At 44.6% G+C, this 24,388-nt stretch carries 19 protein-coding genes; 1 reads left to right on the top strand and 18 read right to left on the bottom strand.

Translation table 11 applies throughout. The annotated features are described in order from the left end of the window. Positions 1–166: 166 nt before the first annotated feature. The gene (locus PCAR9_RS01395) at positions 167–838 is read left to right on the top strand and encodes a haloacid dehalogenase type II (protein ID WP_179982095.1); all 672 of its coding nucleotides are present in this window, start codon (positions 167–169) and stop codon (positions 836–838) included. A 71-nt stretch (positions 839–909) separates the two neighbouring features. Here PCAR9_RS01395 and PCAR9_RS01390 read toward each other — a convergent pair whose 3' ends face one another. The 18 genes from PCAR9_RS01390 to PCAR9_RS20220 all read right to left on the bottom strand — a co-directional run bounded on the left by PCAR9_RS01390 (position 910) and on the right by PCAR9_RS20220 (position 23,051). Next, positions 910–1,170, bottom strand: coding sequence for a hypothetical protein (locus PCAR9_RS01390; RefSeq protein ID WP_179982094.1), 261 nt, complete (start codon positions 1,168–1,170; stop codon positions 910–912). Between the two features lie 430 nt (positions 1,171–1,600). Further along, positions 1,601–2,647 carry a protein-glutamate methylesterase/protein-glutamine glutaminase gene (locus PCAR9_RS01385; protein ID WP_179982093.1) on the bottom strand — a complete coding sequence of 349 codons (1,047 nt, stop codon included), beginning with the start codon at positions 2,645–2,647 and terminating at the stop codon, positions 1,601–1,603. 2 nt (positions 2,648–2,649) lie between these two features. After that, on the bottom strand, positions 2,650–3,267 hold the full coding sequence (gene cheD / locus PCAR9_RS01380) for a chemoreceptor glutamine deamidase CheD (protein ID WP_179982092.1): 618 nt from the start codon (positions 3,265–3,267) through the stop codon (positions 2,650–2,652). Positions 3,268–3,275: 8 nt separating this feature from the next. Further along, positions 3,276–4,106: a CheR family methyltransferase gene (locus PCAR9_RS01375; RefSeq protein WP_179982091.1), complete on the bottom strand. Its 831-nt coding sequence runs from the start codon at positions 4,104–4,106 to the stop codon at positions 3,276–3,278. Continuing rightward, a complete protein-coding gene (locus tag PCAR9_RS01370; protein WP_179982090.1) occupies positions 4,106–7,018 on the bottom strand; it encodes a methyl-accepting chemotaxis protein in 2,913 nt (970 codons plus the stop codon). The genes PCAR9_RS01375 and PCAR9_RS01370 overlap by 1 nt, the downstream gene beginning before the upstream one ends. A gap of 104 nt (positions 7,019–7,122) precedes the next feature. Next, positions 7,123–9,429: a methyl-accepting chemotaxis protein gene (locus PCAR9_RS01365; RefSeq protein ID WP_179982089.1), complete on the bottom strand. Its 2,307-nt coding sequence runs from the start codon at positions 9,427–9,429 to the stop codon at positions 7,123–7,125. Positions 9,430–9,433: 4 nt separating this feature from the next. Further along, positions 9,434–9,937, bottom strand: a complete 504-nt coding sequence (locus PCAR9_RS01360) for a chemotaxis protein CheW (protein ID WP_179982088.1) — start codon at positions 9,935–9,937, stop codon at positions 9,434–9,436. Continuing rightward, complete coding sequence (locus tag PCAR9_RS01355) at positions 9,934–11,877, bottom strand: chemotaxis protein CheA (protein ID WP_179982087.1); 1,944 nt, start codon at positions 11,875–11,877, stop codon at positions 9,934–9,936. Before PCAR9_RS01355 ends, PCAR9_RS01360 begins: the two co-directional genes overlap by 4 nt. 38 nt (positions 11,878–11,915) lie before the next feature. Beyond that, a complete protein-coding gene (locus tag PCAR9_RS01350; protein ID WP_179982086.1) occupies positions 11,916–12,281 on the bottom strand; it encodes a response regulator in 366 nt (121 codons plus the stop codon). Positions 12,282–12,346: 65 nt separating this feature from the next. Next, positions 12,347–13,558, bottom strand: a complete 1,212-nt coding sequence (locus tag PCAR9_RS01345; RefSeq protein ID WP_179982085.1) for a methyl-accepting chemotaxis protein — start codon at positions 13,556–13,558, stop codon at positions 12,347–12,349. Positions 13,559–13,784: 226 nt separating this feature from the next. Further along, positions 13,785–14,831, bottom strand: a complete 1,047-nt coding sequence (locus PCAR9_RS01340; protein ID WP_179982084.1) for a protein-glutamate methylesterase/protein-glutamine glutaminase — start codon at positions 14,829–14,831, stop codon at positions 13,785–13,787. Next, the gene (gene cheD / locus PCAR9_RS01335; RefSeq protein WP_179982083.1) at positions 14,806–15,435 is read right to left on the bottom strand and encodes a chemoreceptor glutamine deamidase CheD; all 630 of its coding nucleotides are present in this window, start codon (positions 15,433–15,435) and stop codon (positions 14,806–14,808) included. Before cheD (PCAR9_RS01335) ends, PCAR9_RS01340 begins: the two co-directional genes overlap by 26 nt. A 14-nt stretch (positions 15,436–15,449) precedes the next feature. Continuing rightward, on the bottom strand, positions 15,450–16,280 hold the full coding sequence (locus PCAR9_RS01330; RefSeq protein WP_179982082.1) for a CheR family methyltransferase: 831 nt from the start codon (positions 16,278–16,280) through the stop codon (positions 15,450–15,452). A 3-nt stretch (positions 16,281–16,283) separates the two neighbouring features. After that, positions 16,284–19,187: a PAS domain S-box protein gene (locus tag PCAR9_RS01325; protein ID WP_179982081.1), complete on the bottom strand. Its 2,904-nt coding sequence runs from the start codon at positions 19,185–19,187 to the stop codon at positions 16,284–16,286. Positions 19,188–19,238: 51 nt separating this feature from the next. Beyond that, positions 19,239–19,742, bottom strand: coding sequence for a chemotaxis protein CheW (locus PCAR9_RS01320; RefSeq protein WP_025256887.1), 504 nt, complete (start codon positions 19,740–19,742; stop codon positions 19,239–19,241). Beyond that, positions 19,739–21,919 (bottom strand): chemotaxis protein CheW, encoded by a 2,181-nt coding sequence (locus PCAR9_RS01315; RefSeq protein ID WP_179982080.1) that lies wholly within the window; start codon positions 21,917–21,919, stop codon positions 19,739–19,741. Before PCAR9_RS01315 ends, PCAR9_RS01320 begins: the two co-directional genes overlap by 4 nt. A gap of 38 nt (positions 21,920–21,957) precedes the next feature. Beyond that, on the bottom strand, positions 21,958–22,323 hold the full coding sequence (locus tag PCAR9_RS01310) for a response regulator (RefSeq protein WP_071950567.1): 366 nt from the start codon (positions 22,321–22,323) through the stop codon (positions 21,958–21,960). Between the two features lie 56 nt (positions 22,324–22,379). Continuing rightward, entirely contained in the window at positions 22,380–23,051 is a 672-nt protein-coding gene (locus PCAR9_RS20220) for a methyl-accepting chemotaxis protein (RefSeq protein ID WP_415858651.1), read from the bottom strand. Positions 23,052–24,388: the final 1,337 nt, after the last annotated feature.

Here is a 24,388-nt window from a genome sequence, read left to right as displayed (position 1 = left end):
GTGTCGCGCGTTCCCAACCTCCCCTTTGCTCTCCTTCAACGCCAATCCATCGACATTGGTCGTATAGGCCTTTAGCAAAACCAATTCTGTTTTACAGTGGTATAAGCAACAGGCGCGTTAGCACAACACGCGACGTTTCCAGTCATTAATAATAGGAAGGTGAATTGTGACGCCAAGGGTTATTTTTTTCGATATCAATGAAACACTCTTAGACATGCAGGCTATTAAAACAGGCTTAGCATCTGTATTAAACGGCGATGAGACACTGGTCGACTTATGGTTTGCTAACTTGCTCCACCATAGTTTGGTAGATGTAACGTCGGGGCAGTTTCATGACTTTATTGATATCGGCGCGGCAGTGCTTACCATGGTAGCCCACAGTAAAGGGATAGCCCTTGATGAAACTACCGCGAAAGACACCATTAAACAGCATATAACCAAGCTACCCGCTCATAGTGACGTTATTCCAGCGTTGAAGGCACTTCAAAGTGCGGGATTCTCCCTAGTGGCACTTTCAAATTCATCAAAAGCAGGGCTGGATGCGCAGCTGGAATATGCCAATATTAAGCCGTATTTTTCTCATGTGTTGAGTGTAGAAAGCGTACGAACTTATAAGCCTCATGCAGCGGTTTATCACTGGGCTTGCCAACAGGCTAATGTGAAGAACGAAGACGCCATGATGGTAGCGGCCCATGGCTGGGATGTAAGTGGCGCTAAGGCAACAGGTATGCAAACTACATTTGTAGAGCGTTCGGGCAAAATGATGTACCCGTTAGGGCTTGCACCTGATCACAGTATTAGTTCGCTAAATGATTTAATACGTATAGTGACTGACTAACTTTATTTACTGTATAAACAAAAAAAGTCTTACCAAGGTAAGACTTTTTTGTTTCTAAACACACTTCGCAATTAAAGCTTTGCTAACTCTGGACGGTTAGCTTTAAAGCCTTTTGTGCTACATGAGTTGCGTTTAGTTTCTAATGCATTTAATTGGCGCTTAAGCCATGATTTTTGAATACCAGACTTTGCTACGTCCATTTCAGTGCTTACGCGAGTAATTTCTTTTCCGACATTAACACATGCTTTCTTATTCGGTTCAAAGCCGCCGTTAGCTAGAACTGAAGAAGAAAATATTAAGGCTGATAGCGCAATTAGCGTTTGCTGTTTCATAAGAGTCCCCAACTACTCGTTATTATCTCGGGTTAGTGTTTTACCGTAAGAATGAGCATATACTTGCTCTCAAATCTGTAGGGAATATAGCAGGCCTTTTTTTGTTATTAGGTACAGTAAAATATACGTAGTAATAAAACCTTGTATACTTTCCCGCCACTATCACACATAAACCATTGTCTTTTATATTATTATGGCGACAATGCTTCACCTTACCATTCCACTTACGTATCGATTTTTATATTTTTACGCACTTCCAAGTAAGCCTATCCATAGTATCGGCTTCAGCAACAGCATTCTGAAGCAGCATTACCTACTTATTAAGCAATGCTATTAAAACACCTTAGCTTTTTAGGGACAAGGGAAGCATAACAATCCTTTTACATGAAACAGGGAATAAGACACGTTTTATGACCTATACCTTGTAACACTACAAGCGACTGCCAGCGGAAAGCTTTTCAACCGTCTGCATAACTGCCTTACCCATATCATCAAGGCTAGTTATGTGCCTTGCCGCTCCCTTTTCGATGGCTACTTTTGGCATTCCAAAAACTATACAACTTGCTTCATCCTGACAAAATGTCTCACAGCCTGCGTTGAATAACTCATGAAGGCCGATAGCGCCATCACTCCCCATCCCCGTTAGCAATACGCCTATCGCGTTATTACCCGCGCTTTTACACAACGAATTAAACAATACATCAACAGAGGGCTTGTGACCCGAAACCCGCGCACCGTCAGTAAGCCTGATACGGTAATCTGCACCACTTCTTTCTATTTCCATGTGCTTGTCGCCTGGCGCTAAATACGCTTGTCCAGGAAGTAAGCGCTCGCCTCCCTTCGCCTCTTTCACCTGCATTTGACACACAGCGTCTAGCCGCCGTGCATAGGTAGAGGTAAAGCCCGCCGGCATATGCTGCGTAATCACTGTTGCTGGGGCATTAGCAGGAAAGGTTCGCAGTACCTCTTTAATAGCTTCAGTACCACCTGTAGAAGCGCCTATTGCAATAAGCTTTTCTGTTCCTGAGTAACTCACCTTATTCACGGAAGATACTTTGGCTGGCGAGGCTTTTTTTACTTTTGAACGTGCGGCAGTTCGAATTTTATCGACTATTAACTCGTGATATTCTGCCATACCTTGTGCCACACCAATTTTTGGTTTAGCAACAAAATCAATCGCACCTAACTCCAGCGATCTCAAGGTGGCTTCTGCCCCCTTTTCGGTCAGCGTAGAAATCATAACCACAGGAGTTGGCCTAGCATTCATTAGCACTTCTAAAAAGCGCAAACCATCTACTTTTGGCATTTCGATATCCAATGTTATGACATCGGGGGCCTTTTCAAGCACCAATTTTTTGGCAACAAACGCATCGGGCGCTGCGCCTACCAGCGTCATGTCAGGCTCGCTTTTTATTATTTCGCTGAGTATTTGGCGGATAAGCGCTGAATCATCTACTACCAATACTTTTATTGTCATAACTAGTCCTCAAATAAATCTACGCTGCCGCTTGGCGCCTGCTTAGATAATTCCCAGCGGTGCTGACTTTCTCGCTCGATAATTGTTGCATTGTTAAGCTCGTGAATACGCTTCATCATCACGTGGCCGCTGTCTGGAAAAAAATACACCTTTCGCGCATAAACGTCGCACAAGTCGCTGGCTAAAATAGGTATGCCTTCGGTTTCTAAAAACTGAGTCACAAATTCTGCATTAAACTTACCTACATCGTTTTGAACAAAAGAAGGTACAACTTTACCGCCGCCAAAGACTTTTGCTTTTAGCCGGTTCTTTTGTGCGCCTACTTTAACGAGCTCATTAATCAAAATTTCCATGGCATGAACGCCGTATTTTGCCGCCATTCCTTGAACTTGCTCAAATTCACCTGCCGATTTGTTCACGGTAGGCAACATAAAGTGGTTCATGCCACCAAACCCCGTATGAGGGTCGAACAAGCAAGCCGCTACACAAGAGCCAAGCACCGTGACCAGCATTTTGTCTTTTGTGGTAACAAAATACTGACCGGGTAAAAGCTTTACCGCTTCTTTAGAAAAACGCTTGTCGTAATAAGTTATTGGCAGTTCAAAATTGGGTGACGCCACAATCTCTCCTAACCGGCTGGGCGATAAATAGTTTTTCCCACCGGTCTAACAAGATTAGTATACATATTGAAATTTTCAGAATGTCCAGCCATGTATAACCCCGTTGGCTTTAACATACCCACCATTTTTTGTAGTACTTTTAGCTGCGTTGGTTTGTCAAAGTAGATCATTACATTTCTGCAAAATATAACGTCTAGCGGCCCCTTCACATCCCACTTTGTGTCGGTGAGGTTTAGTTTTTTAAACTGCACCATATTGCGAAGCTCATCGACCACTTTGACCTTTCCTTCATTAGTACCTTTGCCTTTGTGAAAGAACTGCTTTTGTCGATGTTGCGGTATTTTCGCTATCGAGGCTAAGGGATAAACACCGGCTTTGGCTTTAGCTAGCACTTTACTGTCTATGTCTGAGGCAATGATCTTAACCGGTGTTTTAAAACTTCCGAAGGCTTCCGCTACCACCATCGCGATTGAATATGGCTCTTCACCAGTAGAACTGGCAGCACACCAAATATTGGTAACATTATGCTGTCTTAGATAATCAGCCAACGCGGTAAAGTGGTGCGGCTCGCGAAAGAAGGACGTAAGGTTCGTGGTAAGCGCATTGATAAATTGCTCCAACTCCGATTCCGAGGTGTTCACTAAAGCAAGATATTCATTAAAACTACGCAAGTTTCTTGCCCTTATCCGACGGGCTAGCCTGCTGTAGACCATTGCTTCTTTGGCATCAGATAGATTTATTCCTGCCTTTCTAAACAACATCTTCTGCACGTTTTTGAAGTCCGCCTTTTCAAAGGCGAACTCCCTGGAGCTATCTTTTGGTGATACAGCCGCTGTCATTAGAATGACTCCCACTCGGCCTCGGTTGGCATAGCCGGAGTTAGCGCCTTCGCTTGAGACAATCGCTGAGCTGGCGCTGCAGATAAGCGCTGCTGTCGAGAGCCCCCGTGAGTAAGAGCCGCTATATGCTGCTGTTCACTGCTTAGCCCTTTTCCTACTTCAAATACAGAGACCCGTTCATTCAACTGCAGCGATTGTTGTTTAAGACTGTCTGCGGCGGCTGCGGCCTCTTCCACCAGCGCGGCATTCTGCTGGGTCATTTCATCCATCTGAACTACGGCTTTACTGACTTCCTCTATCCCCGCAGCTTGCTCTGCAGACGCCGCCGCAATTTCAGACATAATGTCGTTTACCCGTTTGATTGAGGTCACAACTTCTGCCATGGTATCGCCAGACTTCACGACTAACTGGTTGCCGCTCGCAATTTTACTCACCGAGTCAGAAATGAGCTCTTTAATATCTTTCGCAGCTTCGGCAGAACGCTGCGCTAGGTTACGCACTTCAGAGGCAACAACCGCGAAACCTCGCCCTTGCTCACCAGCGCGCGCTGCTTCAACCGCAGCATTTAATGCCAGTATGTTAGTTTGGAAGGCAATCCCATCGATAACGCCGATAATGTCTGATATCTCTTGGGCAGAATCATTAATCTGCGTCATGGTATCCACCACTTCGCCGATGACCTCCCCTCCTTGAGACGCTATTTTGCTTGCCTGCGCAGCAAGAGAGTTTGCCTGCTCGGCATTTTCAGCATTAAGCTTTACAGTACCAGTTAGCTCTTCCATGCTCGACGCAGTTTCTTCAAGACTTGACGCCTGTTGCTCAGTGCGGCTTGATAGGTCAGCATTGCCCGTTGCTATCTCGCCTGACGCTACATTAATAGTCTCAACCGCTTCATTAATATTGGTGATGGTGCCGCGCATTTCATTGATGAATTGATTTATTGCTTCGCCTAACACAGCAAAGTCGCCATCTAATGCGTGGTCAATATTAACGGTAAGATCTCCTTCTGTAAGCCTAGTCATCACGTGCTTAATTTCATCAACTGCCTGAGTTCGGCCTGTAATGTCGGTAGCGAATTTCACGACGCGGAAGGGTTTACCGTTGTGATCTAAAATGGGGTTATAGGTAGCTTGTATAAAAATCTCTTTGCCGTTTTTGCCAACTCTGCGGTACTCACCAGAAGAATAGGTGCCACTGCGCAATGCATCCCAAAATGCCGCATACTCAGGGCTAGCCCGATATGACGGAGCGACAAACATACTGTGATGCTTCCCTTTAATCTCCTCAAGGGTATAGCCCACTGTATTTAAGAAGTTTTCATTGGCATCTTGGATAATGCCGTCCATGTTAAACTCAATGACCGCCTGAGACTTTCCAATGGCGGCTAACTGCCCCTCAAAATACGCATTTTTAACCTTTTGTTCGGTAATGTTGCTGGCGTATTTAACCACTTTTACTACCTTGCCATTCATATCGAAGATGGGATTGTAGGTCGCTTGAATCCATACGTCAGAACCATCTTTTGCAATACGGTGAAACTCACCAGAATAAAACTGACCTTCAGCCAATTTCTTCCAAAAGGTGCGATATTCTTCAGATTCACACTCTTGTTTAGTGACGAAAATTCTATGGTGCTTGCCTTTGATCTCGTCTAGCCCATACCCAACCGTGGCCAAAAAATTATCGTTTGCGGTCACGATGTTGCCGTTCGGGTCGAATTCGATGACTGCTTGAGATTTGCTGATCGCATTTATCTGACCGGTGTTAAATGCATTCTGCAGCTTTTGTTCAGTAACATCAGAGGCGTATTTCACCACTTTCTGGGGTTGACCGAATTCATCAAAAATAGGGTTGTAAGACGCTTGGATCCATAGCTCGCTGCCATCTTTTTTTACGCGTTTAAATTCCCCTGACTTAAACTCACCCTTTTTCAAATCTCGCCAAAACGCCGCATATTCGGGACTCATTTTATAATTCGGCTCGACAAACATACTGTGATGTTGCCCCTTTATCTCACTGAGGTCATAGCCTGTTGTAGCACAGAAGTTTTCGTTGGCGTGTTGAATTACCCCTTCTAGGTCAAACTCTATGACAGCTAGCGATTTATCGATGGCGTTTATCTGGCCTTCATAGTCTACGTTTTTGCGCTTTTGCGCAGTGATGTCGGTGGCAAATTTAACAACGCGAACAATATTGCCCAACTTATCGTAGATAGGATTGTAAGAAGCTTGGATCCAAATTTTGTCACCGTTTTTCGCTACGCGACAATACTCTCCACTGCTGCGTTCTCCATTTCTCAGGTCTTCCCAAAATTGGTTATATTCTTCAGATACACCATAGTCTGGTAACACAAATAGACGGTGATGCTTACCTACAATATCTTCTTTTAAATAACCTGTTACTTTTAGAAAGTTGTCGTTAGCGTTTTCAACTATACCTTCTGGAGTAAAGGAAATAATAGCTTGGCAACGGTCAAGGCCCTCCAGCAAAGCTGACTTCTGCTGCAACTCCTGGTCGTTTATCCACTCCACCATTGTGCCAAGTTTCTCACCTTCTACGCTTTTGATTGTGGTGAGCTTTAGCGTAAACAGCAGGTCACTTACTGGCAGTAAAAAGGTGTCGCTACTATTACAGGTGCCGTATCGCTGGCTCAATTCTTTATTATTAGCAAAAAAGCTTGCGATAGAGGTGCCGGTCAATTCCTCAAGATTAATGTTAGGAAGTGAGCGAGAAAACTGTGCGCTATGCTCTGCTGCGAGCTGTCTAAATGCTTTGTTGGCAAAGGTTATCGTTCCCGATGCATCCACTAACATTAAACATGCCGTACTCTCACTCAACGCCTGCTCCTGAAAACGAGAAAGACTTTGAGCAGCCACCAACTCTTCATTGTGAAATATATTAAAAACACCCATAGCATCACCTATCATATTAGTAGCGCTACGTGTTTGAAGCGCTGAATAAAACTGCAAGTAATAAAAAAGGCGAACTCCCTTTTGAAGAATTCGCCTTTAATTAACTAAAAAGACTCCCATTCGTCGTTGTGCGGTACTTTAGGAGCTAACTTTTTATTCGTATTTAGCATGGCTACGGAAGCCACTTTTTTCTCTGACACAGCCTGAGGCGCTTGTTGTGGTCTCGTTTCTGCAACAGCAGCTTTATCACCTATATTAAACGCCGACACACGCTCGGATAGATTACCGGATTGTTGTTGCAAGCTTTCAGCAGCTGCCGCGGCTTCTTCTACCAGTGCCGCATTTTGCTGCGTCATTTCATCCATTTGCACTACCGCTTTACTGACTTCTTCAATGCCTGAAGCTTGTTCAGAACTTGCTGCAGCAATCTCTGACATAATGTCGTTGACCCGCTTAATAGAGGTCACCACTTCTTCCATAGTATCGCCAGACTGATTGACGAGTTTATTCCCCCCGTCAATTTTGCTCACTGAGTCTGAAATAAGCTCTTTAATTTCTTTTGCCGCCTCTGCAGAGCGCTGGGCTAAGCTTCTTACTTCTGATGCAACTACTGCAAAGCCTCGGCCTTGCTCGCCTGCTCGAGCCGCCTCTACAGCAGCATTTAATGCAAGTATATTGGTTTGAAATGCAATGCCGTCGATAACACCGATGATGTCTGAAATTTCTTGGGCTGACTCGTTAATTGACGACATGGTATCCACCACCTGACGAATTAACTCACCGCCTTTAGTCGCGATATCGCAGCTCTGCGAAGCTAGGCTATTAGCTTGTTCCGCGTTTTCAGCATTGAGTTTCACTGTACCTGTAAGCTCTTCCATACTTGACGCGGTTTCCTCAAGACTAGACGCTTGTTGCTCGGTACGGCTTGAAAGGTCAGAGTTACCTGTGGCTATTTCAGACGAAGCAGTATTAATGGTTTCTACTGCTTGGTAGATAGAACCGATAGTGCCAGACATTTCACCGACAAACTGGTTTATGGCATCACCCAATATTTGGAACTCGCCTTGGAACTGTTCATCAAGCTCTGCAGTTAAATCACCACCAGATAAGCGGGTCATTACCTCACTTATTGAACCGATAATACGGCGCATATCGTCAATGAAACGATTTATTGATGTGCCTAGATCTTTAAATTCGCCGTCAAACTCATGCTCAATGCGACAGTCTAAATTGCCCTGAACTAATTCATTCATGGCAGTCTTGATATCGCTTATGGCTTGCTTTCTGCCCGTAATGTCGATGGCATATTTTACTACGCGATGCGGTCTTCCATTTTGATCTAAAATGGGGTTATAAGATGCCTGGATCCAAATTTCCTTACCGCCTTTGCCCACGCGCTTAAACTCATCGGTAAACAATACGCCTTGGCGTAACTGCTCCCAAAATTGGCTATACTCAACACTGCGCTTGTATTCATCATCAACGAACATGCTGTGATGTTTGCCTACAATTTCATCTAAGTTGTAGCCAACAGTGTTGGTGAAGTTCTCGTTGGCGTTTAAAATTTTTCCGTCAAGATCGAACTCGATAACCGCCTGTGCTTTGTTTATTGCTTCAATTTGCCCTTCGAAATACGCGTTACGAAGCTTGTTTTCGGTGATATCGGTGGCAAATTTCACTACGCGAATGACCTTGCCATCACCACCAAATACCGGGTTGTAAGTCGCTTGGATCCAAACCTCCTTACCCATTTTATCAAAGCGACAAAACTCGCCACTTTGCAGCTTGCCCGCTTTAAGGTCGCGCCAAAACTGTGCGTACTCTTCAGTACGAATATACTGAGAGTCACAAAACATCTTATGATGGTTGCCTACGATCTCGTTAAGGCTATAGCCAAGAGCATTCAAGAAGTTTTCGTTAGCGTTTTGAATTACGCCATCTGCATTAAATTCTATAACCGCTTGCGCATTGTTAAGCGCGTCCAGCATGGTGCTTTTGATAAGCAACTCAGATTGATCAACCCATTCAACCATAGTGCCTATGTTTTTGTTATCTTGGTCGAAAAGAGGGGTTAGCGTAAGTTTGAAGTTCAAGTCGCCTATGTTTATTGTAGAGGTCATCGTTGACTTTAGTTCTGCAAGGATATTACGTTGATGAGACGGGTTGCGGTGAAACTGATCGATGTTCTGTCCTTCAAGGTTGTCAGCAGAAAAGCTGGGAAGAACAGCCTGTAGCTTCTTTTCATTTTCTTTAAGCAGTGTTTTTACCGACTGATTGGCGTAAATAATATTTCTGTCTGCATCGGCCATCATGATGCAACACGTTGTGGCATCAAGCGCCTGTTTGTTTCTTAATGCTTGGTTAACGTCCGTTGCCTTCGTGAAGTCTTCTAACCACGTCATGATTCCCATTGTCTCAGCCCTCAACCGTTTGTGTTTTTGTTTCAACTAAGCCCAATTCGTTACTTGTAATTAAGCTCTCAATATTCACTAAAATAACCATGTGTTCGTCTACATCTGCCAGCCCGTGAAGGTATTTGCTATCGAACGCCACTCCGAACTCTGGGGGAGGAAGCATGTCTTCTTCCGAAAGACGTATTACGTCAGACACCCCGTCAACGACAATACCTACAATCCGCTCGTGAACGTTTAGCATGATCACGATAGTAAAGTCGTTGTAGGTGGCTTCGCCGACATTGAACTTAATCCGCAAATCCACGATAGGTACAATATCGCCACGAAGGTTTATCACCCCCTTAATAAAGCTTGGCGCATTGGCTATTTTGGTGACCTGCTCATAGCCGCGAATTTCTTTCACCGTCGTGATGTCTAAGGCGTAGTGTTCTTCGCCCAATACGAAACTTAAAAATTCATTCTCTTTCGACGCACTAACGGCTTGCTGTAATGCTGCTTCGCTCATAGTGAAACCTCTTCATTTGGGATATTGGTACAATTTGCTGCTACCGAATCGGCATCCAAAATCATCGCGACCTTGCCATCGCCCATAATGGTAGCGCCTGCGATCCCTGCGACTTTTTTGTAATGTTGCTCTAAGCTCTTGATGACGACTTGTTGTTGACCTACCAGAGAATCCACCAATACGCCGTAGCGTTTTTTACTGCTTTCTAGCAGTACCACTATGCCTCGAGTTGGTTCGATAATGCCGTCGTCTACCTGCATCAATTGGGTAAGTGACACCAATGGCCAGTACTGGTCTCTAATCCACAGCACCTTGTCATTACCAAGTGTTTTTACTTGGGAAGCTGTAGGCTGAAAAGACTCGATTACGTTAAGCAGCGGAATGACAAAAATCTGATCGCCAACTGACACACACATACCGTCTACAATGGCGAGCGTAAGGGGTAGGTGGATATAAAAGGCTGAGCCCTCGCCTTGCGACGATTCGATTTCAATGCGTCCGCCAATAGATTCAATATTTCGGCGCACTACGTCCATACCAACGCCACGACCTGATACATCAGTGACCTCAGCGGCGGTAGAAAAACCCGCTTGGAATATAAGCTGCCAAATTTCACTGTCTGGCATGTCCGGCGTAACGGCTAACCCGTTTTGTGTCGCTTTATCTAAAATGCGCGCTTTATTTAAGCCTGCACCGTCATCAATAATGCCGATAATGATGCTGCTACCTTTTTGCTCTGCACTTAAAATAACGGTTCCATTTTCGGATTTACTTGCTTCAAGGCGCTTTTCAGGGCTTTCGATACCGTGGTCAATGCTGTTTCTAACTAAATGCGTAAGCGGGTCGACCAGCTTTTCGATAAGGCTTTTATCAATTTCAGTGTTGCCCCCCTGAATAACCAAATCGACTTTTTTGCCTAGCTTTGATGAAAGGTCACGTACAACGCGAGGGAAACGATTAAATGTCATGTTTACTGGCAACATGCGCATAGACATTACCGATTCTTGTATTTCACGGGTATTGCGCTGTAGCTCGTCTATCGCGAGCTGTAAACGTTCACCTACCTGCCCTTCAACTTCCTGGCCTACGTTAGAAAGCATGGATTGAGTAATAACAAGTTCGCCAACTAAATTAACCATGGCATCAATTTTTGTTGTATCTACACGAATTGATGCGGCTTCTTTTGCCACTTTAGGTTTGGTTTTGACTGGCTTAACGATAGGTTGTTTGGGGGTGGCTTGTGCCGGTGTAGATTGTGTTACATCTGGTTTAATAGGAAGGTTTTCTGGTTCGAAAAAGCCAAAGCCCTCATCGTTTTTGTTAACTTCAGGCGCCGCTTCAGCCTGTTTCTCCGCTGCTACTTCATCATCTTCAAAGAGTCCAAAACCCTCAATTTCCTCTGCTTCTTTTTGATTTTGCGAAGTTTCAGAAGTGATGCTTTGCGTCTCAGTTTCTTCATCATCGAAAAAGCCAAAACCTTCAATCTCGTTGTCTGAAGCACCTTCAATATCTTCGGTTTGATCACTAGGCTCATTCACGACTTCACCTGAAGCGCTAGCAAGCGTCTCTTCGAGTACTTTTATGCTTGCGTCAATCTGTGCTTGAGGAAGTTCTGTCTGCTCTTTATAAGCAGACATGGTGTCTTTGAGTACATCAAGGGTTTGCAGGAAAATATCAACAATTTCTGCCGTTACCTGAATCTCTTGGTTGCGGGCTTTATCGAGCAGGTTCTCCATGACATGTGTGAGGTTCATTAACGCGTCGAAGCCAAAAATTCCGCTTCCGCCTTTTATGGAGTGAGCCGCTCTAAAAATACTGTTTAATTCTTCGGGGTCGGGAGCATCCACAACTAAGGTCATGAGCAACTGCTCCATGTCTTGGAGGTGCTCATCACTCTCATCAAAAAACACACCGTGAAACTGGTTTACATCAATGGTCATGGTTAACTCCCACTTGCCCTATTAAAACCGACGTTCGATTAGCCCAACACTCGTTTCATCACATCTAACAGCTTGTTCGGGTCAAAAGGTTTCACCATCCACCCTGTGGCTCCGGCAGCCTTACCTTTAGCCTTCATATCGTCGCCAGCCTCTGTGGTAAGCATCACAATTGGCGTCGAACGAAAATTAGATAACTCTCTTAAAGACTTAACCAGCGTTAAGCCATCCATGCGAGGCATGTTCTGATCGGTCAGTACAAAGTCGAAACGAGCCCCCTGGCACTTGTCTAGCGCATCTTGCCCATCTTGTGCCGTAGTTACGTTGTAGTTCGCTGACTTGAGGGTCATTTCAACCATCTGACGAATAGATACAGAGTCGTCAACAATCAATATGCTTTTGCTCATAATTCAATCACCTTTTGAATTGTCAAAATTGCTCTTACCTTGCTTTGTAGAGATTTTCGTTACCGCTAAAAAAGCTCTACATCACCCGCATCCATAGAAGTCGCAGAAACTGGGTTATGGTCTGCTTGCCCTTTTTCAGTAAGCGAGTGTTGATAGTTTTCTAGATTTTCTCGCACACGACTTGCGCTTTCTGCGGACAGCTGTGAAAGCTGCTCAATAATGAATTCAATGGTCTCTCGGGTATACGTGAGGTTTTGGCCATTTATATCGCCAAACTGAAGGCCGCGAATGGCGGCTGCTGTGGAGTCGGCAAGCTGTTGCCTGATGGCTTCAAGCTCGCTTGCGCCCTGTATATCAGCTTCTGCTTTTTTGATAATGCCTTTGAGCTGTTCGCTAATCGCATCTTTTGCGTTCACCACGTGAGAAATGTCCTGAGACGCAACGACTTCAGCAGTTTCCGTTAGTTTATCGATAAGCGACTTGATATTTTCTATTTGGGTTTTAATTACGTCACTGAACTGCGTAGAACGGGTAGATAGCGCACGGACCTCGTCTGCGACAACAGCAAATCCACGACCAGCTTCACCAGCACGCGCAGCTTCGATAGCTGCGTTAAGCGCTAGTAGGTTGGTTTGTGAAGAAATATCGTCAATGCCGCTTAACGCTTCAATCACGGTAGGCATGGCTTGCTGAATAGTTTGAACTTGAGTTTCTAACGCTCTTGTAGAGTCGGTCATTTGGGTAGTTGATGCGATAAATTGCGTTAGTGTTGCATCGGTGTCTGACGCGAATGAACGCATTTTGTCGGCGTAAGCGCAGTCACTGTTATCATCGTCTTTTAGCAAATTGTTTATGCTAATTTCTTGCTGGCCAAGCAGGGATTGAAGAGAAATAAAGGATTCGCTTAACGTAGCCACCGCATCGCTTTGGGTTGAAAAAATGTCACTAATATTTGATGAGGTGACTGATAATATGTTGTTCGCTTCGGATACTGCAATACTGATTGAATCAGAAGCTAACGAAGCCTCATGAGAAGGAGAGTAGTACTCTGTTGAATCGTTAGCGTTAGGCGTTGCTGTTGCCTGACTTAAATTAGTTACTCTTAGTAGTACGAACAGCAGAAAAACCACACAAGCGGAGCTAAGCACGAGTCCTAAATGCGATACTGACGTAAAGGATAAAGTCCAGCTCCCTAACATCGTTAAAAACGCCACAACGAAAGCATTGCTCTTGCTAGAGAAAAAGTTATCCAAATAATTTGCTGCAATGGCGACCACGATTTCACCTCGATTGTAACTACCGCGTTAACAACTGTACAAAACACGATCAAATTATGGTCTAATTTTTACCTCTAACAATTATACTTTTGAATATTTTTGTTAACTTGTTACTTTGGTGACATTTGCGACAGGCAGTGGTACGGGTACGCCCATCGCTTATGGAATCTACAATAAGGAAAGTACTTGGAGGATTTGTAAAAGCACCAGAAGATATAAGAACTACTTAAAGCCGACTACCCGCTCCTAATGCTTCGAGTGTATCAAGTATAGCGTCTGAAATTTCTTCTAAGGGTTTTATGAAACTTGCAGCTTTCATTTCTACAGCGGTTTTAGGCATGCCGTATACAACACAGGTTTTTTCATCTTGGCAGAAGGTGACAGCGCCTTTAGTGTGCATATTCTTTAAACCTTTTGCCCCGTCGCGCCCCATTCCGGTAAGCAATACACCCACTGCATTTGCCCCTGCGTGCTCAGCAAGTGAATCGAACATGACGTCAACCGACGGCTTATGCCCTGATACCTTAGGGCCATCATCAAGGCTCAAGCGATAATCGGCACCACTTCTCTCTACTTTTAAATGTTTATTACCTGGTGCTAAATAGGCAAAGCCTGGCAATAAGCGCTCTCCCCCCTGCGCTTCTCGCACCGTTATTTCACAAAGGTTATCAAGACGCTTAGCATAGGTGGTGGTAAAACCCGGAGGCATATGTTGGGAAATAATAGTTGCTGGAGCATTGCGAGGAAAATGCATGATGACATCTTTGATCGCTTCGGTTCCCCCAGTTGAAGCGCCTATTCCAATAAGCTTTTCAGTGCCGGTATAGCGCATGGAAGCGTGCTTAGTACAGCGAGTTTCGGTGGGATGGCTTAACTTTGAGTGGGCCGCTGCCTTTATCTTTTCAACGATAACTGCGGCATATTCGGTCATACCTTGCGCCACACCTAATTTTGGCTTTGCCATGAAATCAACCGCTCCCAATTCTAGGGCGCGCAACGTTGCATCGGCGCCTCGTTCAGTGAGCGTGGAAATCATTACCACTGGGGTTGGCATCGCCTTCATCATCACTTCTAAAAAGCGAAGCCCATCTACCTTCGGCATTTCAATGTCTAGGGTAATAACATCGGGCCTAAACTCTTGTACCATCCGTTTGGCTACGTAGGCATCGGGTGCTGCGCCAACTAATGATAACCCTGGCGCTTTAGCGACGATTTCTGACAAAATTTGTCTTATTAAGGCAGAGTCGTCAACGACGAGAACTTTTATAGGCATGTGATTGTTCCGAAAATGAAATAACACCCGTCTTCGCTTGCTCAGAAAGTAGAACACGATGCGTAGATTCACGCTCGTAAAGCGTGGCATTATTGAACTCGCGAATTCGCTTCATATACACTTTTCCGTCTGCCGGAAAATAGTAAATTTTTCGAGCATAGGTAGACATCAAATCACTGCTAACAAGGGGAATATTTGCATTATCTAAATACTCTAAAACAAACTCTGCATTTACTCGCCCAATGTCTTGTTGCACAAACCCTGGTAAGACTTTTCCGCCGCCAAATGCTTTAGCCACCAGCTTGTTACGACGCGCGCCTAAATGCACGAGTTGGTCTATCAGCATATTCATAGCGTGCACGCCGTACTTTGTGGCTAAGCAGGCGTCGAGATTGGTAGTAAAGTTGAGATCGGGCAACATGAAGTGGTTCATGCCCCCAATTTTCTTTTCTTGATCGAAAATGCACGCCGCAACACACGAACCAAGGATAGTTACCAAAGCTTTGTCTGCGGCAGTAGCATAGTATTGCCCCGGCAGGAGCTTCACCGCTTCTTTTTGAAGGCGATTATCAAAATAACGTATGGGGTTTTCATCCTGACTCATACTACAAGTTCCCTTTAAACAACGGGTCGATAAACGGTTTTCCCCATGGGCGCCACCAGTTCAGGGTACATAGTGAAATTTTCAGAGTGCCCTGCTACGTACATGCCGTCACTACACATTAACTTCACCATACGCGCTAAAATTTTACGCTGCGTAGGACGGTCAAAGTAAATCATAACGTTGCGGCAAAAAATTACGTCTATCGGCGCATCTAAACACCAGTTTGGCGACATTAAATTGAGTGGTTCGAACTGCACCATTTTACGTAGCTCATCTACCACCCTTACTCTTCCGGTTTGCGAACCTTTACCTTTGTAGAAGAATTGGGTTTTATAATCGTAAGAAAGCTGACTAATACTATTTTGGGCATAAACGCCTTGGCGGGCCTTCTGCAACACTTTACTATCAATGTCTGTGGCAAGTATTTGTACGTTGGGCGTAAAGGTGCCAAACACAGACGCCACCGTCATCGCAATACTGTAAGGCTCTTCACCCGTGCTGCTCGCAGCACACCAAATACGTTTAGTTTGCGGTCGCTTTCGAAGAAAATTTGCTAGCGCTTCAAAGTGATGTGGCTCCCTGAAAAACGCAGTCAGGTTGGTGGTAAGCGCATTGATGAAGTGCTCCATTTCATCGTCATTGCTTCCAACATAAGCTAAGTATTCTTTAAAGCTATTTATTTCGAGCGTGCGCAGCCGCCTCGCAAGGCGGCTATAAACCATCGCGTCTTTCGAGTCGGCTAGGTTAATACCTGCTTGTTTAAAAAGCAGACCTTTTACCCGCTCGAAATCTCTTCGGCTATATGAAAACTCCCTTTGCGCGTCCGTGCTTGGTATGGCCGTCATACACTAAAATGCCTCCCAATCCGACGCATCAGGCGCAGCTGGATTCAGCGCTTTTATTCGCTGCTTTGGCACTTCGCGCTCTTTAGGTAACCCACTGCTACCATTTAACGAGCGCACCTCAGAGGTCTGTTCGGGCTTTCGACTATTTCCTACTTTGAAAACAGATACCCGCTGCGCGAGTTCACCCGACTGCTGTCGCATACTGTCAGCGGCTGCCGCTGCCTGTTCAACTAAGGCAGCATTTTGTTGGGTCATTTCGTCCATTTGAACCACCGCATTGCTCACTTCCTGAATGCCTGTGGCTTGCTCCGATGAGGCAGCAGCAATTTCAGACATAATGTCGTTAACACGCTTTATGGCAGTGACGATATTGGCCATGGTTTCACCAGACTTATTCACCAATACATTGCCATCGCCAATTTTTTCCACCGATGCTGAAATTAGCGCCTTAATGTCTTTTGCCGCCTCTGCAGAGCGCTGGGCCAACGTTCTTACTTCGGAGGCAACAACTGCAAATCCGCGTCCTTGTTCTCCCGCTCTTGCCGCTTCAACGGCTGCGTTTAGTGCAAGTATGTTTGTTTGGAAGGCAATGCCATCAATTACGCCGATAATGTCGGAAATACGCTGGGCTGAGTCATTAATTTCACCCATGGTATGCACCACTTGTTCAATAACTTTGCCGCCCTCAGATGCTACATCAGACGCCTGACTTGCCAACCCTTTTGCTTGGTCAGCATTCTCTGCATTTAGCTTCACCGTTCCCGTTAGTTCTTCCATGGCTGAGGCAGTTTCTTCTAAGCTTGAAGCCTGCTGCTCGGTACGGCTAGACAGGTCGGCGTTACCCGTGGCTATCTCGTTTGAAGCAGTATCGATGGTTTCAACAGCAGTGTGAATTTTCACTATGGTGTCGCGTAGTTCGCCAATAAAGTGATTGATGGATTCACCCAGTACTTTGAAATCACCATCTAGTGGCTCATCTATTGTTTTCAATAAATCGCCTTCTGTTAAGCTCGCCATAATAGATTTGATGCTTTCTACTGCTAAGGTTCTACCTGTAACATCTGTCGCGTATTTCACTACTCTAAACGGCTTGCCGTTTTGGTCTAAGATGGGGTTGTAAGAGGCTTGGATATAAACTGGCTTTCCTGATTTGTCGAAACGCTTATACTCGCCGCTGGCATAAACCCCTTGACGCAATTGCTCCCAGAAGGCTGCGTATTCGGGGCTATTTTTAAAGGCAGGATCTACAAAAATACTGTGGTGCTTACCTTTTACTTCGTCAAGGGTATAGCCCATCGCGGCTAAAAAGTTGCTGTTCGCGTTTAAGATTACGCCTTCAAGGTCAAATTCAATGACAGCCTGAGACTTACTTATGGCGTTCAACTGACCTTCAAAGTAGGCGTTTTTCAACTTGTCTTCAGTGATGTTGGTTGCGTATTTAACTACTCTGAACGGGTTACCGTTCATGTCTTCTATTGGGTTATAAGAAGCTTGGATCCATACGCTATTACCTGACTTGCTTACTCGCTTAAATTCGCCAGAGAAGAATTTGCCTTCTTTAAGTTCAGACCAAAAACGCTGGTACGATTCTGTTTGTCTGTTTTCTTCATCTACAAATAACTGATGATGCTTACCTTTAATTTCGTCTAGGCGGTAACCCATAGTGTTGAGGAAGTTGTCATTAGCGGTAATGATATTGCCATCTACATCAAACTCGATGACCGCCTGAGATTTACTAATCGCGTTAATTTGCCCTTCGAAATACGCGTTTCTTAGCTTATCTTGCGTTACGTCGGTGGCAAATTTAACTACTTTAAATGGCATGCCAGTACTATCAAAAATGGGGTTGTAAGACGCACGGATCCATATCTCTTTGCCGCCTTTGGCAATGCGTTTGTATTCACCCTCGGTATGCTCTCCTGCTTTTAAACTCTGCCAAAAAGCAGCGTATTCTGCACTTAGCTTATACCTTGGGTCGACAAACATACTGTGATGCTGCCCTTTAATTTCTGACAAGCTATAGCCCATTGCGGCAAGGAAATTTTCGTTGGCGTTTAAAATATTTCCCTCTAGGTCGAACTCGATTACGGCTTGAGATTTGTTAATGGCGGTAATTTGCCCTTCAAAATCTGCATTTTTCTGTTTTTGTGCAGTAATGTCAGAGGCAAATTTAATGATGTAATCCACCTCGCCGTTGTCGTCAAACACAGGGTTATAGGTAGCTTGGATCCATACCTCTTCGCCTTGTTTATTGATTCTGCAAAACTCACCGCTGTGTACGTCTCCGCTTTTTAGCTTTGTCCAAAACGCTTTGTACTCATCGCTTTGTGCGTAGTCACTATCTACAAAAATACGATGGTGCTTTCCTACTACTTCAGCCTCGCTATAACCCATGGCGGATAGAAAGTTGTCGTTAGCCGATAATATTTCCCCATCTGTAGTAAAGGAGATCACAGCTTGGCTTCGCATAATGGCATCGACCATGCCTTTGTTACGTTTATTTTCTGTGTTGTCCTGCCATTCATTAACGAAAAGCTGAGTGCCGTTTTCGTCCGCTGTTATTGCAGATGTACTTACACAAAAGCTATGTTCAGCAAGTGAAACAAGCTGCTTGTTACCACCTGTAGAATGGGTGAGTAAATAAGACGGATTTTCTGCTGTGCTTGCACTGACTGTAATATCGTCAATGTGCTTTCCTGATAATGTGGATTCGCCACCGCCGACAGAAAAGTCTTTAGAGTAGGCTTTTACCATATGCAGGAATGCCGGTGTGCAGTAATGAATAACCCCAGACTTGTCGATAACCAACAAGTTTGAAGCACTCGCCTTTAAAATATTCGACTTTAATAGCGCGTCGTGCTTCGCTATTTTTAATTCTTCGCCGTTAAGAAAATTAAATACGCCCATAACTAATATTTCCCAATGTCAGGTGTTTCCGTTTAGTGAAGGACCTTGTAACTACGCGTCGTCGTTAACGCTATCAGGTGCAACTAAACCCAGCTCCTCGCTGGTTATTAAGCTCTCAATGTTCACCAGAATGACCATGTTTTCATCCACATCGGCTAAGCCGTGTAGATATCTGCTGTCAAAGGCTACGCCAAACTCTGGTGGCGGAAGTACTTGCTCTTCAGACAAGCGAATAACATCGGATACACCATCTACCACGATGCCAACAATGCGCTCTTGAATGTTCAGCATTATCACTATTGTGAAGTCGTTATATGTGGCCTCGCCTACGTTAAACTTAATACGCAAATCCACGATAGGAACTATGTCACCACGTAAATTAATTACGCCTTTTATAAACGCTGGCGCATTCGCAATTTTGGTAACTTGTTCGTATCCTCTGATTTCCTTCACTGTTGTTATGTCCAAGGCGTAATGCTCATCGCCAAGCACGAAACTTAAGTATTCTTTGTCTTGTCCGCCAGTAACCGCTTGATGCAAGGCAGTTTCACTCATGAAAGTAACTCCTCTATTTGGCTGGAGGTGTAGGTTGTAGCGATGGAGTCTGCATCAATGATAAGTGCGACTTTTCCGTCACCCATAATGGTTGCCCCCGCTATTCCAGCCACTTTACGGTAGTGTTCCTCTAAACTTTTAATGACCACCTGCTGCTGGCCCACTAGTGCATCAACCAAAATACCAAAGCGCTTTTTACTGCTTTCAAGTAACACCACAATGCCCTCTGTTGGAGAAAGTGCGGCATCCTCTACTTCCATAAAGTCGTAAAGAGGCACTAAAGGCCAATATTGGTCTCGGATGTAAAGTACGGTGTCGTTACCCAAGGTTTTAAGCTGCTGCTTTGTGGGCTGGAAAGATTCAATAATATTTAAAAGAGGAACAACAAAGATTTGCTTACCTACTGACACACACATGCCGTCGACAATGGCAAGCGTAAGCGGCAGGTGAATGAAAAAAGCAGAGCCTTCTCCAGCGCTCGATTCAATATCAATGCGTCCGCCAATTGACTCGATATTGCGACGCACCACATCCATTCCTACCCCTCTGCCCGATACATCGGTAATAGCTTCGGCGGTTGAGAAGCCAGGCTGGAAAATCAACTGCCATACTTCTGAGTCAGGCATATCGTCTGATACGGCAAGCCCGTTGCTTCGCGCTTTATCAAGAATTTTATCGCGATGAAGGCCACCACCATCGTCAATAATACTGATGATAATACTGCCGCCCTTTTGCTCGGCACTTAAGATAACCGTGCCCTTTTCCGGCTTGCCAGCAGCCGTACGCTTTTCTGGCATTTCGATGCCATGATCAATGCTATTGCGCACTAAGTGAGTAAGCGGGTCGACAATCTTTTCAATTAGGCTTTTATCGATTTCCGTACTGCCACCTTGAAGTACCAGTTCAACCTGTTTACCCAACTTTCCTGCTAGGTCTCTTACTAAACGGGGGAAGCGATTAAAAGTTGCAGTTAGCGGAAGCATGCGCATAGACATGACCGACTCTTGAATTTCCCGGGTGTTGCGCTGTAACTCATCAATAGCTAGCTGTAGCCGCTCTCCAACTTGCCCATCAACATCCTGGCCTATCATAGATAGCATTGACTGGGTGATAACCAGTTCGCCCACCAAGTTAACCATAGCGTCAATTTTCGTGGTATCTACTCGAATTGAAGCCGACTCTCGGGCGGTGCTTTTTTTCGTAGAAGGTTTAGTTTTCTTCTTAGCCGTTGCATGCGTAGAGCCAGCCCCAGTTTGTGGTGCTTTAACACCGTTAGATGTTGTTGCCGAGTTTTGAGAGGTCTTGGCGCTTTGCCTTTGCTGATCGTTAGTTGTGTTTACTGCAGTATTTATGTGGCTAGCCGAAGGTACGTCTTCGAAAAAGCCAAAGCCTTGGCCTTCCTCTTTGTTACCACTTTCAGCTTTTCCGGCTTCTGATTTTTCCGCTTGAGACTCGACAAGGTTACTTTGGGTTTCTTCATCATCAAAGAACCCAAAACCTTCATCAGCTTGTGGTGACGATTGGGTAGTTTCGCTTTCTTGAAGATCGCGGTTATCAGATACGTCATCAAAAAATCCAAAGCCATCATCGTCTGCTTCGCTGCTTTCGCTAGATTGATTGTGAACAGGCTCTTCATCGAAAAAGCCAAAACCGTCGTCAGTAGCTGAACTAGCCTCAGAAGGCTCATCATCAAAGAAGCCGAAGCCATCATCATGTTCACTTTCATTTTGCGCGTTTACGCTTACTTCAGTTGACCCATAGTTGCCATCTGATTCAGCATCAGTGGGTTGCCCGTTAATAACACCGTTGAGTATTTTTATGCGCTCATCGATGCCTTCTTGTGGAATTTCAGTTTCATCACGGTAGGCGTTTAAGGTGTCTTTTAAAACGTCTAGAGTTTCTAAAAGAACATTTACAATGTCAGCTGTGACGCTAAGTTCATTGTTACGAGCCTTGTCGAGTAAATTTTCCATCACATGCGTTAAGTTCATCAACGCATCAAAGCCGAAAATACCGCTACCGCCCTTTATGGAATGGGCTGCTCGAAAAATACTATTGAGTTCTTCAGGATCAGGAGATTCGACGTCTAAGCTCATCAATAGCTGTTCCATATCGTCGAGATGCTCGTCGCTCTCGTCGAAAAACACACTATGGAACTGTTCAATATCGATGCTCATTCTGAATCCTTCCAGACTTAAGGTATTAGAAGTTAGGCTTAACCTAAGACACGCTTAGTAACGTCAAGAAGTTTGTTTGGATCGAAAGGTTTTACCATCCAGCCAGTTGCTCCCGCAGCTTTACCTTTCGCTTTCATATCGTCGCCCGCTTCTGTGGTAAGCATGACAATTGGGGTTCTGCTGTAGGCCCCTAAACCACGCAAATTTTTAATAAGCGTAAGGCCATCCATACGAGGCATGTTTTGATCAGTGAGTACAAAGTTAAATTGCTGCCCCTTACATTTATCCAGCGCTTCTTGACCGTCTTGTGCTGTGGTGACGGTATATCCGGCGCCCTTTAATGTCATCTCTACCATTTGACGAATCGACACTGAATCGTCGACAACTAAAATATGTTTGCTCATATGCTCACTTCTCCAAAATATGTCATTACTGACAGTGCTTCCTGTCCTTTCTTAGCTTAGAACAATTCAACTTCTCCAGCGTCCATAGAGGTTGCAGACACCGGGTTGTGATCATTTTTACCTTTCGCAGCGAGCCCTTTTTGGTACTCATTTAATGCGCTGACAAAACGCTCAATATTGCTGGCATCTAACGTTGCCAACTGTTCTTTAATGAACGAAATCATGTCTTGGGTATATTGAATATGCTGGCCATTTATATCGCCAAATTGCATACCTCGAATAGCTGCGTTTATCGACTCATCAAGCTGTGAACCTATATCTTCAATCTGTTTTGTAGTTACAAGATCCGCTTCTGCTTTTCTAATGATTTCGGCCAGTTGATCACTAATGTGTGATTTAGCATTAACAACCTGAGATATATCTTGCGAGGCTACAAATTCTGCTGTGTCGGTGAGTTTGTCTACCAAACTACGAATGTTCTCAACTTGGGTTTTAATCACGTCACTAAATTGTGTAGAGCGGGTTGATAATGCGCGTACTTCATCAGCTACAACCGCAAAACCTCGACCTGCTTCGCCTGCCCTTGCCGCTTCTATCGCAGCATTTAGAGCCAATAAGTTGGTTTGCGCGGCGATATCATCAATGCCGCTAAGCGCGTCAATAACCGTAGGCATGGCCTGTTGGATAGTTTGGACTTGTTCCATAAGGTGCTTTGTTGAAGAGGACATTTGCTCGGTTGAATCGATAAATTCGGTTAAGGTTCCGTCAGTTTCTTGTGCGAACGTTCGCATGCGTTCTGAATATGATTGTGTTTGCGCACTATCAACGCTCAATAACGCGTCAATGCATTGAATTTGCTGTGCAACAAGGGCTTTTAAGCTGCTAAAGGCATTGGATAAAGTTTCAACGGCGTCATCTTGGGTAGACTTGATGGACGATAAATTGCTGTCGCATGTGCTTAAAGACAGAGCAAGCTCATCGCTCGCTTTTTTGATATCAGCACTACCCGCTTGTTCGCTTTGCCCTATGGAGTCGTTATTTGGATAGATCTCGTCAACTTCATCCGCACTTTTGCTATAAGCGAAAGCACTAAAGACAACTACGCCTGTTAGTACCGCAAGCGCTGTGAGCGCGGACACAAAAAAGAACAAAGCCCAAGAAGCAGCTATGCCTACTACACAAAGTACATATATGCTCTTTAAAGCCCCTTGCTGTATTGAGGGTAAGTTACTAGATGACAAAAAAACTCTCCTTGAAAAAACACTGCGACTTAAATTCAACAGTACTCTTTCATAATTAAGCACGTTACTTGGTTCACGAATTACAAAGCGCTGGGCACACAATTTGAGCGCCAGTGGGCAAAAAGCCTAGCGCAAAGGCAACATAACGATGTTAGCCAAGCTGGGTAACAACGTTATGATTAACTGACTTTGCACACATGAGATAAGCGTAGTACCCATTTTGAAAAGTAGGCAAGAACATGCATAAGTTTTTTATTAAAAAAAAGCGCTCTTTGGCTTTAACTGCGTCTAAAAAGCGCAAACTAGTTCTTATCAGGCTTGTTTTCAGAGTACTTGGCTTCGTTCCACTATGCGTCAAGTGCGCGACTATGCAGGGTGCTCTTTCTGAAATTGAAACATTCAAGTGTGCCTATGACACACGCCACTCCCCAGTAATTTAGCCATACATGCCATTATTAATTTTTGATTTCGAAAGGTGCTTAGCACCGAACAATAGTGTAGGTGAAGGCATATTGTTACCTCTATTCAATGCCATCGAGTCAGATAAGCGTAACGATTTAACTCCCTCTTTAAGTAAAGAAATGCGTCTGGCTTTTTGACGTAAGCCTTTGGACTATATGGTTGAAAAATATAAGCCAGCTACGAATGAAGTACGGGTTATTGGAGACTGTGAGGAGTCTGAAATTAGTGCAGATAATAGTTTAGGTACGAAAGCGGTTCAGATACTTCGGACTGGCGTTAAAAAGCCACTAAAAGCACAGTTCTATGTGTCTTCGCTTCAAGAGTTTGTAAGTTTGGTACAGATGTCGTTGCGCTTGGGGATC

Source organism: Alteromonas macleodii, assembly GCF_903772925.1.
GTDB lineage: Bacteria > Pseudomonadota > Gammaproteobacteria > Enterobacterales > Alteromonadaceae > Alteromonas > Alteromonas macleodii_A.
Note: the sequence above shows the minus strand (reverse complement) of the source record. Positions and strands in the feature narration are given on the sequence as shown.